This is a genomic window from Photobacterium sp. TLY01 (genome assembly GCF_021432065.1).
GTDB classification, from domain to species: Bacteria; Pseudomonadota; Gammaproteobacteria; order Enterobacterales; family Vibrionaceae; genus Photobacterium; species Photobacterium halotolerans_A.
Genome location: NZ_CP090364.1, coordinates 601,477 through 614,869, shown reverse-complemented (window position 1 = coordinate 614,869; position 13,393 = coordinate 601,477). Strand labels below are relative to the sequence as shown.

The window sequence follows — 13,393 nt, the reverse complement described above, 5'->3', positions numbered from 1 at the left end:
AGTTTAGAAGCACAAAGATCACGAAATCGCATAAAAAGCACACGAGCGTTTGTGTCTGACAAAACAAGCCGCTAATAATGTTCAACTCATCAGAACATTTTTGCTAACATCCGAGCTTGTCCAGTGCCTGGCGCTGGCTGTAACGGATGGGTAGATAAGGTAATCATTAGTCGACGTGACTGCGAAATATAATGCAGCTTCTGATGTGAGTGAATTGAAGCTGCGTTTGGATCAGGCTCAATTGTCCTACCGCGATGTGTCATTAAAATCGCGTCGTGAGATCGTTATTTTAAAACGCCTGATTGCTCGTATGTCCGTGGCCTGCAAAGGCCTGGACAGCGAGCTGGACAAACGGCTGGATATCCTGCGTACCGATCTCGAGCAAAACAAAGATATCAGCAAAATTGTGCCGCATCTGGCTCAGGTCGAACGGTTGTTGCTCCGGCAAACCTCCACCCATTCGACCATGGAACGCCTCTCTGAACTGATCCGGCAAAGTTCTGAAAGCCTGAAACGTATCCCTGCCCTGCCCGTTCAGCTCAAACGCGACATTCATGATCTGCTGTCTCAGGCACCGGATTCTCTTCACCACAGCCACCAGCAAATCACCCAGCTATTCGGACTGTATGACAGGGCACTGAAACTCCTGACCGTCCCGGTCAGCATCGAACGGGAATCCAGGTCAAAAGACGACGATTTACAGCAAAAGCTGTGCAACGAGCTGCAGCAGATTATCACAGAGCTTGATGCTGAGGGAGAATCCGGCGAACAGTTATTGGCGATACGGCACCAGTTACTCGCCGGTGTCGCGCCTATTTCACTGGTCGAGCTTTGCCTGGAAGTGCTGCGTCTGGCGCTGGACAGCTTTATTCACGAACGTCGCCATTCACAGAAATTTCTGGATGTCATCAGCGGTGATCTGGCTGCCCTGGAACAAACAACGCGTCAGACCGCCGATCAGGGACAAGCCCTGCACAAACACCGTTCTGAACTGACTGCCGAGCTGGGGCAACTGTCCGATCGCTTCCACCAGGCGCTGTCTCAGTACACGAACCTGGAAAGCTGGCGCGGCGCCGCACATGCGCTGGATACTTCACTCAAACAACTGGTCGAGCGCCAGCGCTCGCTGGAAAACCGTGAACAGGCGCTGCTGGAGCAACTGCACTATCACCAGAATCGTGCCGAACACCTGTATCAGCAAACACAGAATCAGCATCGTCAGATTGAAGATCTGCAACGCCGGATTTTCCTTGACCCACTGACCCGCGTTTACAACCGGGCAGCCTTTCATGACCGGCTCGAACACGAATACCGCCGCTGGATCCGCTATCAGCATCCGCTGTGTCTGGCGGTTATCAATCTCGATCATTTCGGGGATCTCAATGACACCTATGGTTTTCAGGCTGGCGACAAAGTGCTGAAAATCATTGCCCGTACCCTGCATCAACACCTCAGGGATACCGACTTTATCGCCCGAGTCGGCAATGATGAGTTCATGCTGATCCTGCCAGATATCACAGAAGAGGAACGTCATCGCCGGCTGTCCGGTATCCGTGAAGCGATTTTGCAACTTCCCTTCCGGTTCAGAGACAAGAACGTCACCGTTTCTGCCTCTCTCGGCGCGACGCTGTTTGATGATACCGACACGCCAGCCAAAGTCATCGAGCGGGGACAAAAAGCCCTGGCCAGCGCCAAACACGCCGGGCGCAACCACCTGATCTGGATCGCTTAATCACTGATAATTCACTCAGTCAGCGGTTCTCCCAGGCTCTAACTCACTGCTACACAACCTCTTTTTTTTCACCCAACCCTAGGCAAACCTGATAAGCCTGTGTATGTTCAATAATACGGACCAGGAAAAATGTCCGGTATTTCCATCCGCGGTCGATCTTTTATCCGCCAGGAAAATCGCTTACATACAGACGTATCTGGCGTCTGTATTCGTCTCCAGGGAGGTAAGCATGATTACACATATCAGTCCGGTTGGCGCCATGACGCTGCTGTCGCAGCTCGAAGTGGACAGTCTGAAAGCCACAGCGGCCAGCGACCTGTATCGCCTTTACCGCAACTGCTCACTGGCTGTTCTCAACTCAGGCAGTAACAGTGACGATTCCAACGCACTGCTGGAACTCAATAAATCATTTGATATCAATGTTCTCAGAAGAGAGCGTGGGATAAAACTCGAACTCAAAGATCCACCTGAACACGCCTTTGTCGACGGTAAAATTATTCGCGGTATCCAGGAACACCTGTTTGCCGTGCTAAGGGACATTATTTACGTCAACGTACATGTCAACCAGCGCAACGATTTAAACCTGACCAGTGCACCGCACATCACCAATTTCATCTTCAGTATTCTGCGAAATGCCCAGACCGTCCGCTCACGGGAAGATCCCAATATCGTGGTCTGTTGGGGAGGCCACTCCATTAACCCGGAAGAGTATCAGTACACCCGGGATGTCGGCCACCAGCTAGGGCTTCGTGAGATGAATATCTGTACCGGTTGCGGACCCGGTGCCATGGAAGGGCCAATGAAAGGCGCGGCCATCGGCCATGCTCAGCAAAGATACGGTAAAAGCCGCTTTATTGGCCTGACCGAACCTTCCATCATTGCCGCCGAGCCGCCAAACCCTATCGTCAATGAACTGGTGATCATGCCAGATATTGAGAAACGCCTGGAAGCCTTTGTCCGTGTCGGCCACGGTATCATTATTTTCCCCGGGGGAGCCGGCACCGCAGAGGAACTGCTCTACATCATCGGGATTCTGATGCACCCGGAAAATCAGGATCAACCTTTACCTGTGGTGCTCACCGGTCCGAAAAGCAGTGAGCCGTATTTCCGCACCCTGGACAGCTTCGTCCGCGATACCTTAGGTGAAGAAGCAACCAAGCATTATCAGATTGTCATTGATGATCCGGCAAAAGTGGCCCGCATCATGAAAGCAGCCATGCCGCAAACCAAGGAGTACCGCCAGGAAACCGGAGATGCGTACTGTTACAACTGGTCGTTGAAAATCCCGCCGGAATTTCAGTTGCCCTTTGAACCCACTCATGAGGCCATGGGCAGTCTGGATTTGCATTTCAATCAGCGGCCGGAACAACTTGCCGCAAATTTACGCCGCGCTTTTTCCGGCATTGTCGCCGGTAATGTCAAAGAAGAGGGGATCAAGGAAATTGAGCGCAAAGGCCCGTTTCTGATCAACGGGGATCCGTCTTTGATGAAACGCATGGATAAGCTGCTTAAAAACTTCGTCGCGCAGCGGCGCATGAAACTGCCCGGCAGCGAGTATATTCCCTGCTACCGGATCCTCACCCACCCCGATATGGTGAAATAATTTGCCATGCAACGTAGAATACAGGGCCAGCAGGCCCTGTTTTACGATTGTTGAAATTTATGTCCATACACTTAGTCATCATTGATGCTCTCAACCTGATCCGCCGTGTCCATGCCGCCCAGCCGGGCGAGCCCGATATCGCCAACACCAGTAAAGTGTGCTGTCAGGCACTGGGTAAAATTATTGCCATCAGCCAGCCAACCCATATCGTGGCGGTGTTTGACCATCATGGTGATGACAGAGGCTGGCGGGCTGAGCTGTTGCCCAATTACAAAGAAGGGCGCAAACCGATGCCGCCGGAACTGCAGGCTGGGATGGAGCAGATCCAGGACGACTTCATGACACTGGGTGTCGACTCCCTGCTGTCTGATGGGGATGAAGCTGATGATCTGATTGCCACCCTGGCGCTCAAAGTGGCCGATCATGGCGGCCAGGTCACGATCGTATCGACCGACAAAGGCTACTGTCAGCTTCTGCGCCCGACTGTAATGATCCGCGATTACTTTCAGCAGCGCTGGCTGGACAGCCCCTTCATCGCAAAAGAATTCGGGGTTCGTCCCGAGCAACTGCCCGATTACTGGGGACTGGCGGGGATCAGCTCAAGCAAAATTCCGGGCGTACCGGGAATCGGCCCCAAGGCGGCGTGTGAATTGTTGCAGCAGTACCCGGATCTCGACAGTATTTTGTCCGCCGACAATCTCCCGGAGAAATGGCGCAAGAAAATTGAAGCCAACAAAGACAGCGCCAGAGCCAGTAAAGCGGTAGCCAGGCTGAAAACCGATTTAGAGCTTGGCTTTAATTTGCAGGATATCCGATTTCAGACGGCGGGCTGAACTGCCCGCCGCTAAATGATCGGCTAGTGAGGACTACGGTTATCCAGGCTCTGGATATGAACAGTGATTTCTTCACGGTCATGATACAAATGCTTGGCCTGCAGGCGGAATTTCAAGCCATTCTGAATCAGAAATACTTTCAGGTTTTCAATATCCTGCAACACTTCCTCATAACGACCTTTCATGGGCAGTTTCAGGTTAAAGATGGTTTCTTTGGCCCAGCCCTTAATCAGCCACTGTCCCATCAAGTGCGCAACACGGGCTGGTTTTTCAACCATGTCACACACCAGCCAGGTCACATTCTTACGTGGTGGCTCAAACTTAAAGCCATCCACCATATGATGCTTCACCTGCCCCGTATCCATCAGACTCTGGGCCATCTGTCCGTTATCGATCGCATGGACAAACATGGAGCGCTTGACCAGCTGATAGGTCCAGCCACCCGGGCACGCCCCGAGATCCACGCCCCACATCCCTGAGGCCAGTCGCTCATCCCACTCTTCACGCGGAATAAAGACATGAAATGCCTCTTCCAGCTTGAGGGTAGAACGGCTAGGTGCATCCGCCGGGAATTTCAGCCGTGGGATCCCCATGAAAAACGGCGAGTTGTTATTGGTGTAGGAATAGCCGATAAAACAACAGCCTGGCTCAGTAAAGCACAAGTGCAACACCGGCTTTTTCGGGTTATCTTTCGCGTACAAAGCCCCTTGCTTACGAAATGCCTGACGCAATGGCACAGTAAACTTGCGGCAGAACTTCAGCAGTTCTTTGGCTTCGTTGGTGTCCGGGGTTTCTACCCGCAGATCGCCACAACGCGGCAAGGCGTCCGCCTCAGCCAGAATAGGGCTGATCCGATCATCTGTGGGTAAATCTTCCAGACGTGCTGTCACGACCAGCATCTGACGGGCAAAAATCAGCTCAGAAAACGGTTGTAATTGTACGAACTTATCCGCATCCCCTGCCTGATAAAATTCAAACAATACATAACCGGTATTTTTCTTCGCACGCGGAAAGCCAAACAATTCGAGTTTATTGGCTTTATCCTGCACCTCTCCGGCACATTCGTTTTCAAATCCCTGACGGCAGTACAACAGAACCTGATTCACCACGAGTCCTCACGCAGAACGCCAGGCTGCCACAGCAAGTGACAACCAGGCTAGAATAAAACACAGTCCCCCCAGTGGTGTTACGGGACCAAGCCACTTCATCCCCGTCAATGCCAGCAGATAAAGGCTGCCACTGAACAGACAGATCCCCACAGCAAATAACAGGGCCGCGTATGATAGCGCTTTTGCAGAAAAATTGCGTGCCCAAATACCACAGCCAAATAAAGCCAGACTGTGCCAGAGCTGGTAATCCACACCGGTTTGAAACACATCCAGCAAATACGGGCTGAGATGCCCTTTCAGCCCGTGGGCGGCAAAGGCCCCGAAACCGACCCCAATGGCACCGCTGATCGCGGCAAAAATAATCATGCTCCGGCTCTGCATTCACTCTGTCCTTCTGTGTTTTTATTCATGGAATGATCTTAGTTTGATACGCACTGGTGAATAAAGCGGGCCAGCACAGCGACAGCCTGCGCCAGATTACCGGCTTCACTGAAACCCGAGGCTTTGCGTGGTTTGAAGCTGTGGTCACCGTCCGGCAGAAAAGACAGCGTCACTGTGTCGGCATAAGACCACCCTTCCACCTCAGGACGGGTGCCAAAGGTATCGCGTTCGCCTTGCAGGATCAGGGTCGGGACAGCGATCGTTTTCAGGTGATCGCCGCGAAAATTCTCCGGTTTACCCGGCGGATGGAACGGGAACCCCAGACAGGCAATGCCGCAGACCTTGTCCTGACAGTTGCGCACATCCGGTGCCGATTCGGCCGCCTCTGTGACGATCAGGCTGGCCATGCGACCGCCCATTGATTTGCCGCCGATCACCAGCGGCCCATCCTGACTGAAATGCTCAATATGACGCTGAAAGTCCGTCAGCAGCTTTGGCTGCCGGTCCGGTGGGCGCTTTTTACCGTCTTCCCGCCGTTTCACCATATAGGGAAAATCGAAACGTACCACGCGAATCCCTTCAGCAACCAAGCCTTGGGCAATCGCCGTCATAAACGCATGATCCATCCCGGCGCCAGCGCCGTGGGCAAACAGAAAGGTCGCAGTAAACTGGCCGTTTTCTGGCATGTCGATTAAATAATCCACCAAACATCCCCCTGATAAAATAAAAAACCCTTGACCCGCTTTACAGTGGATCAAGGGTTTGCACAGTACTACTGACCCTCACATCATTTCAATAGCCAATCCGACTTGAGATTAATCAGACAGTCGGGCAGCCGTATCAATCAGAGCGGCAATTTTATCCGGGTATGACAAAATCGATGCATGTCCGGATGGTACGGAAATGGTATGAGCACCCATCCGCTCTGCCATCCAGAACTGCAGTTGCGGTGACACGATTTTGTCTTCTGAGGACACCGCATACCAGGAAGGTTTTGTCTTCCAGGCGACCTGCTCCACGACTTCATCAAACGCCGCAATAGACATCGGGATCTGCGACGCCGCCATCAGCCGGGTTTTTGCCGGATCTGCATCATGAGCTAAGGCAAAGTGGTATCCGGCAGGATCAATCAGATAGTTGCCATACCCATCATCAATCACACTTTGCAGACCAGGCATGGTGGCTTGTTCTGCTTTGATTTGCTGCAATGTATGAATGGATTCACCTTTATCCGGCGCCATTGCTGCCACATAAACCAGTCCTTTGACCTTGTCATGGTTCCCAACCTCAGTCACTGGCACACCAGCCCAGGAATAACCGACCAGTATTGTGTCTGCAGTCTGGCGGTCTAAAACCCGTCGAATGGCCTCGACATCATCTTTTAAAGACGTCAGGGGATTTTGTACGGCTGTGACTTGATAGCCTTTATCCAGCAGAATAGACATCACAGAATTCCAGCTGGATGCATCCACGAAAGCACCATGTACCAAAACCACATGATCAATTTTCTTTGCCCAAAGACTTTGTGACGCAATCAATGCAGTCAATATAATTGATAGTTTAGAAATAAAAAACAACATCCTTTTCATATTAACCTCCTTAACTATAAAGAAGATTAACAATGCCATAGAACAATAGGAGCATTAATCTGCTCTTTTGTTTTTTCTCTCATAAATAAAACGGTTTAATACCCCCATTTATTTACAATGAAGTCAATAAAGCTCCTTAACTTAGGCGGCATATTCCGGTCTGGTAAGTAGATTAAATTCATTGGCCGACACGGAATTGCAAAATCATGGAGAATTTCAACCAATTTCCCACTTTTCAGTTCCTGATGCAGCAATATCTCCGGCTGAATGATAATACCAACGCCACTGAGAGCGGTTGCTTTTAATCCCTGCCCATTATTAATACTGAGATTACCATTCAGCTTTACCGGATAATCCTGACCATTTTGATGAAATGTCCATTGCCGTAAAATGTGGTGATAACTAAAAGACAGGCAATTATGCAGAGCCAGATCAGCAGGGGTTTTCGGCGTACCGTGTTTTTCAAGGTAATCAGGGGATGCACAGGTGACCAAGCGATAAGGCCTGAGCGGGCGTGCAACCATACCCGACTCCGGCAACTCGCCGATCCGAATCGCAACATCATAGTTATCATTCACCAGATCGACACAGTAATCACTCAAAATTAATTGCAGTTCTACCTCAGGTACCTGAGCCATATATTCATGTATTTCTGATGCAAGGCAAACATTACCGAAAGTGATCGGAGCACTCACACGCAGCAAGCCTCTCGGCATATCATGAAATTCCTTAATTTCAATTTCTGCATCAGTAATCTGACTTAACAGTTCAATACAACGACCATAATAAATCCTTCCGGCTTCAGTCAGGCTCTGTTTTCTTGTCGTTCTGTAAATCAGCTTTGTCGATAATAACTCCTCAAGATAGCGAATATGATTTCCGACCATCGTTGAAGATAAAGCCAGTTCATTTGCTGCCGCAGCAAAGCTTCCCTGCTCAACCACTTTTACAAACGTATTCATGCTGGTGAGTTTGTCCATTCAAAACCTTTACTAATGAGTCAAAAAAATAAAAGCGTGTTTTTACTTATTCCAGATTCATGCAGCATTACACCACAGTAATATTCAGTTACACAATTAAATAGGAGAATAATCAATGCCAATTGCTATTTGGGCACTTGCTATCGGCGCTTTTGCAATCTGCACCAGCGAATTTGTCATCATGGGGTTATTGCAGGAAGTCGCGAACGATCTCAGTATCACCATCGGCCAATCCGGGTTTTTAGTCACCGGCTACGCGCTCGGTGTTGTTCTGGGGGCACCGTTCCTGACCCCCTTCCTGGTCGGCCTGAAAAGAAAACCTGTCCTGATTGGACTCATGCTGCTGTTTACTCTGGGCAACATCGCCTGCGCGATCGCCCCGAGTTATGAAACCATGCTGGTTGCACGTTTGGTGACCGCACTTGCTCAGGCGACCTTCTTTGGTCTGGGTGCTGTTGTTGCCACCAAACTGGTTCCGGCCGACAAGCAGGCCAGTGCTATCGCAGCCATGTTTATGGGCGCCACACTGGCGAACATTTTCGGTGCGCCGCTGGGCACATTTATTGGTCAGGAACTGGGCTGGCGCTCTGCGTTCTACGTCATTGCCGTTCTGGGCGTATTGTCTGCACTGTCGATTGCCAAATTACTGCCATCCATTAAGAAGGAAGCAACAAGCAATCTGGCCGCAGAATTCCGAGCGCTGGCACAGCCTGGGATGATTCGCGCCCTGCTGATCACTATCTTCGGTTTCGGCGGCACCTTCACAGCCTTTACTTACATCTCTCCGATGCTGACCGAACTGACCGGCATGTCGATTGATTACGTCCCTGCCATGCTGCTGCTGTTTGGCTTCGGAATGGCGGTTGGTAATCCCCTGGGGGCTCGCCTGTCCAATAAAGGCATCGTCTTTGGTATGCGCGTCACACTGATGGCACTGATTCTTGCGCTCGTCGCTCTGTACTTCGCGACTCACTCCACCATTGCCATGGTTATCGTGACTTTCCTGTTTGGCGCGGCCATGTTCGCCACGATTCCATCCTTGCAGACCTATGTCCTTTCCGAAGCCGGTAAGGCACCGGTTCTGGCTTCTGCCTTCAACATTGCCGCCTTCAACCTGGGCAACGCTGGTGGCGCCTGGCTGGGTGGCATCAGTATCGATGGCGGCGTTGAACTGGGGCTACTGCCATTAATTGCTGCAGCAGTCAGTGTGGTGGGTCTGTTACTCAGCCTGACGATCAGTACCCAAAAATCAGCACAACCTGTCGCCGCTTAACCAAACATATTCCCCCTTTCCTTTCAAAGGAAAGGGGCACACACAAGGAAGAAATACAACACATGCAACTGATCATCACCGCCCCCGATGGCCAATATAACGGCGAACTTTTTGATTTCGGAGACAATCATCATCTTGTTTATTTCCCTGACTGGGAAGGCTGTAAAACAGATTATGCCGTCCGGAAAGCTGAACAGCTTGCGATGGCGCTGTCCGGCAAAGTGTTACTGACCGATATTTATGGTATGAACAATCAGCCCAAAAACTATGGAATCCATGCTGACCCTTTTATCCGCCAGACGCTGAGTAACCCGCTGGCGCTGCGCGAGAAAATGGCAGCACTGGCCCCAGTGTATGCCGAATGTCTGGGGACAACACAAGAGCAGCTCAGCTATGCCGGTGTATGCTTTGGCGGCAGTATTGCTTTTGAAACCGGCCGCTCAGAAGCGCGGGCGGAAAAAGTAATTTCAATCCATGGAACCCCGTCTTCACCGTCGCCTCTCCAGCAAGCAAACACCACCCAATTTTTGCTCATTCAAGGCACAAACGACCCGCATATTCCCATGCAGGAAGTCAATCGCTTTGCTGATGAAATGGCAACTGTGGGCAATGACTGGCAAGTCTCATTGCTCGGTAATGCCCAGCACAGCTTCACCAAAGAAGAGATTGGCACAGGGGGTTATGGTTCCCGGTTTGACAGTAAAGCAAACCAGCGGGCATTTCGTTATACCCAAGCGTTTATTGAGGCCTGAATATGAATACAGGGATGCAGGATGCAATCAATCTGGCGTGGAAACTGGCTTATGTGCTGAAGGGGTAAGGAATGAGTATGTATCTGTCAGGTTTGGATATCACATTGCCTGCACGCCGTATGACGACACAGCAGGCCATTGAAGCCCGTGAATACGATGTTCCGAATGCCGAGCGTGATGGGTATTTCAGTGCAGCGATTGAAGACGAACTGTACCCGGCAGACATGGGATTACTTGCCGCACAAAAAGCACTGGCGGAAAGCGGTCATGCGCCAGAGCAAGTTGCAACCCTGAGTTATGCCTCCATCCACCGCCACGGCCATGCCCGGCTGTGGAGTCCGGCTGCCTATCTGCAGCACCAGTTAAAGGTTGATCATGCGCTCCCTGTCAGTATTCAGCATGGTTGCAACGGTGGCTTTCTCGCGCTGAAACTGATGGCACCTCACATCCAGGCTGATCGCGTCGGACTGCTAGTCACTGCGGATAGGTTTTCAGAATCGGGTTTCAATCGCTGGCTGGGCGACTATGGCCTGATCTATGGCGATGCCGCCGTGGCTGCAACTGTATCGGCACAATCGGGTTTTGCCAAAATTCTGCATTTTGACATTTGCAGCCTGCCGGCGCTGGAAAGATTACACCGACTGCCGCTTCCGTCCCCGGAAACAACCGACAGCTACCTGAGTGAATATGATATCCGCCAAACCAAGAAAAGCTTTCTGGAGGCATTCTCCCGGGAAGGATTTGTTCAACCCATTCAACAGGCGCTGACCCGTCTCAGGCATTCCTTACTGAATCAGTACAACCTCAGTGAGCGCCCAGCCCGCTGGCTGATCCCCCCGTTTGTCGGAAACAGTATCCGGGAAGAAACCTATGAAGCCTACTTCGGTGATCTGGCCACCCACAATGCCTGGCAGTTCGGCAGAGAAATCGGTCATACCGGTGCCAGTGACGGCTTACTGGGCTTACACCTGCTGCGCCAGAGTGGTCAACTCCAGTCAAAGGACCGCGTTCTGGTGATCAGTGCCGGGGCCGGCTTCAGTTGCAGCGTTGTACTCCTTGAAATGCAATAACCACAAGACCAAGAGGAAACCATCTTATGCGAACCATCACACTGCACGAAGACATTGCCATTCATCCCATCGGACTGGGTTGCATGGGAATGTCGGAGTTTTACGGTCAAAAAGACGATCATCGCTCTCTGGCGGTCATGCACTCGGCTGTTGAGCTTGGGGTGAACATGTTTGATACCGCAGATTTATATGGCGATGGCCACAACGAATCCTTGATCGGTCAATTCTTACGCCAATCCAGTCAACGTCCTTTTATCGCAACCAAATGCGGTATTGTCCGCCATCCGGAAATCCTTCCTGATGGCAACTTTCGCCGCTCCTATAACGGTCAGAAGGAATACATCATCAGTGCTTGTGAAAAAAGCCTGAAACGTCTTGGCGTGGAAACCATTGATCTTTATTACCTGCACCGCCGCGATCCCGACACCCCGATTGAGGAAAGTGTCGACGCCATGGCAACCCTGGTTCAGCAAGGGAAGATTCGTGCGATCGGGCTGTCAGAGGTCACCGCAGATGAGATTCATCGAGCCAATCAGGTCCATCCGATTGCCTGTGTTCAGTCGGAATATTCTCTGTGGAGCCGCCAAGCTGAGCAGAACGTGCTGGCTGCCTGCAGAGCCAACCAGACACGATTTATTGCCTTCAGCCCGCTTGGCCGGGGATTAGTCAAATCAGATATTGCACTGGAATCCGGCGATTTCCGTCAAAATATTCCTCGCTTTGACGCCCATCACCTCAACCAGAACGAACCTTTGTTTCAATTGTTATCCGATGTTGCTGAACGGAACAAGATGACGACAGCGCAGGTTTGTCTGAGCTGGCTGCTTGCTCAGGGGGATGATATCGCCGCGATCCCCGGTACCCGCCATCTGACGTATCTGAAACAGAATGTCGCAGCGGCTCAGCATCCGCTCAGTGAAGCCGATCTGAGCTTATTGGATCACCAATTTCAGCCCAATAATATCAGTGGTGATAAATACCTGACCCCAGCATAACGTCAGGCCGACGCCCGTCCGGAATGGCCTCCCCCTCCAGTTCCGGACGGCTGAATAAGCAGCGCGAATTCAGGCCATGGCCTCAGCCTGATATTCAGGCTGGGGAAGCGGCCCCTCTTCCTGCTCTTTGCGGGCTTTCTCCAGCACCCAGTCACGGAAGATCTGAATCCGGCCGGTCTCGGCCTGCTTTTCCTGACACACCAGATAGAAAGCATTTTTACTCAGCAACGCCTCATCAAACGGGCAGACCAAGCGGCCGGCTTCCAGTTCCGGCTGCGCCAGCACATTATTGGCCAGTGCAATGCCCTGGCTGTGAATCGCAGCCTGCAACACCATAGTCGAGTGACTGAAAATCGGCCCCTGGTTGACATTAGCGCCCGGAATATCGAACTCACGCATGTAGTTTTTCCATTCCTTGCGTGAACCGTCATGTAACAGGGTATGTGTTTGCAGATCAGCCAGAGAGTTCAGCGGCTTAGGACCACTGAGCAGCATCGGGGAACAGACAGGCACCAGAAATTCCTGATACAGCCGGTCGCAACGCAGCCCGGGCCAGTTTCCGCGACCATAATAAATGGCCACATCCACATCATCGGTCAGCGACCCCTCATCCAGATCCACCGCTTTGATTCTGACATCGACATCAGGATGCTGCTGATTAAAGTCACTCAGCCTGGGCACCAGCCACTGGATGGCAAAACTGGGAGATAAACTAATGGTCAGCGCCCCTTTTGAACCCCGTTCCAACACTTTGTCGGTGGCATCGGAAATGGCACTGAAGATATCTTTCAGATCGAGAAAATACCCTTGTCCCTCTTCGGTCAGCAGTAAGGAACGGTTCCGGCGGCGAAACAGCTTCAGGCCCAGAAATTCCTCCAGCGCTTTAATCTGGTGGCTGACTGCAGCCTGAGTAACAAACAGCTCCTCCGCCGCCCGGGTAAAACTCAGGTGCCGGGCGGCAGCCTCAAATACTTTCAGCGAATTAAGTGGTGGGAGTCGTCTTGACATAATGTCCTGCCATACTGGTTGCATTAGTTTTTTTTATCCAGGTCATTATAAATTGTCGATTGTTCAAG

General features: G+C 51.5%; 14 protein-coding genes. 8 read left to right on the top strand and 6 right to left on the bottom strand.

Annotated elements, in window-relative coordinates:
* The first annotated feature begins 205 nt into the window (after window positions 1-205).
* From LN341_RS03025 to xni, 3 genes are all read left to right on the top strand, one after another.
* Window positions 206-1,732 (top strand): GGDEF domain-containing protein, encoded by a 1,527-nt coding sequence (locus tag LN341_RS03025; RefSeq protein WP_234204012.1) that lies wholly within the window; start codon window positions 206-208, stop codon window positions 1,730-1,732.
* Between the two features lie 229 nt (window positions 1,733-1,961).
* Window positions 1,962-3,335, top strand: a complete 1,374-nt coding sequence (gene ppnN, locus LN341_RS03020; RefSeq protein ID WP_046222011.1) for a nucleotide 5'-monophosphate nucleosidase PpnN — start codon at window positions 1,962-1,964, stop codon at window positions 3,333-3,335.
* A gap of 59 nt (window positions 3,336-3,394) precedes the next feature.
* Window positions 3,395-4,168, top strand: a complete 774-nt coding sequence (gene xni / locus LN341_RS03015; protein ID WP_234204011.1) for a flap endonuclease Xni — start codon at window positions 3,395-3,397, stop codon at window positions 4,166-4,168.
* A 23-nt stretch (window positions 4,169-4,191) separates the two neighbouring features.
* Here the strand turns inward: xni and rlmM are convergent, their stop codons facing one another.
* The 5 genes from rlmM to LN341_RS02990 all read right to left on the bottom strand — a co-directional run bounded on the left by rlmM (window position 4,192) and on the right by LN341_RS02990 (window position 8,227).
* The gene (gene rlmM / locus LN341_RS03010) at window positions 4,192-5,274 is read right to left on the bottom strand and encodes a 23S rRNA (cytidine(2498)-2'-O)-methyltransferase RlmM (protein WP_234204010.1); all 1,083 of its coding nucleotides are present in this window, start codon (window positions 5,272-5,274) and stop codon (window positions 4,192-4,194) included.
* 9 nt (window positions 5,275-5,283) lie between these two features.
* Window positions 5,284-5,658 carry a DUF423 domain-containing protein gene (locus tag LN341_RS03005; RefSeq protein ID WP_046222008.1) on the bottom strand — a complete coding sequence of 125 codons (375 nt, stop codon included), beginning with the start codon at window positions 5,656-5,658 and terminating at the stop codon, window positions 5,284-5,286.
* Between the two features lie 38 nt (window positions 5,659-5,696).
* The gene (locus tag LN341_RS03000; RefSeq protein WP_234204009.1) at window positions 5,697-6,365 is read right to left on the bottom strand and encodes an alpha/beta fold hydrolase; all 669 of its coding nucleotides are present in this window, start codon (window positions 6,363-6,365) and stop codon (window positions 5,697-5,699) included.
* Between the two features lie 108 nt (window positions 6,366-6,473).
* Window positions 6,474-7,247, bottom strand: coding sequence for an alpha/beta hydrolase (locus tag LN341_RS02995; RefSeq protein WP_234204008.1), 774 nt, complete (start codon window positions 7,245-7,247; stop codon window positions 6,474-6,476).
* Window positions 7,248-7,342: 95 nt separating this feature from the next.
* A complete protein-coding gene (locus LN341_RS02990; protein ID WP_046222006.1) occupies window positions 7,343-8,227 on the bottom strand; it encodes a LysR family transcriptional regulator in 885 nt (294 codons plus the stop codon).
* 115 nt (window positions 8,228-8,342) lie between these two features.
* Here LN341_RS02990 and LN341_RS02985 point away from each other — a divergent pair, with 115 nt between their 5' ends.
* From LN341_RS02985 to LN341_RS02970, 5 genes are all read left to right on the top strand, one after another.
* Window positions 8,343-9,500 carry an MFS transporter gene (locus LN341_RS02985; protein WP_234204007.1) on the top strand — a complete coding sequence of 386 codons (1,158 nt, stop codon included), beginning with the start codon at window positions 8,343-8,345 and terminating at the stop codon, window positions 9,498-9,500.
* Window positions 9,501-9,562: 62 nt separating this feature from the next.
* Window positions 9,563-10,252, top strand: a complete 690-nt coding sequence (locus tag LN341_RS02980) for a dienelactone hydrolase family protein (RefSeq protein WP_234204006.1) — start codon at window positions 9,563-9,565, stop codon at window positions 10,250-10,252.
* 2 nt (window positions 10,253-10,254) lie between these two features.
* Complete coding sequence (locus LN341_RS21860; RefSeq protein ID WP_370643727.1) at window positions 10,255-10,320, top strand: FAD-dependent monooxygenase; 66 nt, start codon at window positions 10,255-10,257, stop codon at window positions 10,318-10,320.
* A gap of 3 nt (window positions 10,321-10,323) precedes the next feature.
* Entirely contained in the window at window positions 10,324-11,322 is a 999-nt protein-coding gene (locus LN341_RS02975) for a ketoacyl-ACP synthase III family protein (protein ID WP_082095850.1), read from the top strand.
* Window positions 11,323-11,348: 26 nt separating this feature from the next.
* The gene (locus LN341_RS02970) at window positions 11,349-12,317 is read left to right on the top strand and encodes an aldo/keto reductase (RefSeq protein ID WP_234204005.1); all 969 of its coding nucleotides are present in this window, start codon (window positions 11,349-11,351) and stop codon (window positions 12,315-12,317) included.
* A 69-nt stretch (window positions 12,318-12,386) separates the two neighbouring features.
* On the opposite strand, the gene LN341_RS02965 is transcribed toward LN341_RS02970, so the two are convergent.
* Window positions 12,387-13,325 carry a transcriptional regulator GcvA gene (locus LN341_RS02965; RefSeq protein ID WP_046221998.1) on the bottom strand — a complete coding sequence of 313 codons (939 nt, stop codon included), beginning with the start codon at window positions 13,323-13,325 and terminating at the stop codon, window positions 12,387-12,389.
* Window positions 13,326-13,393 lie beyond the last annotated feature (68 nt).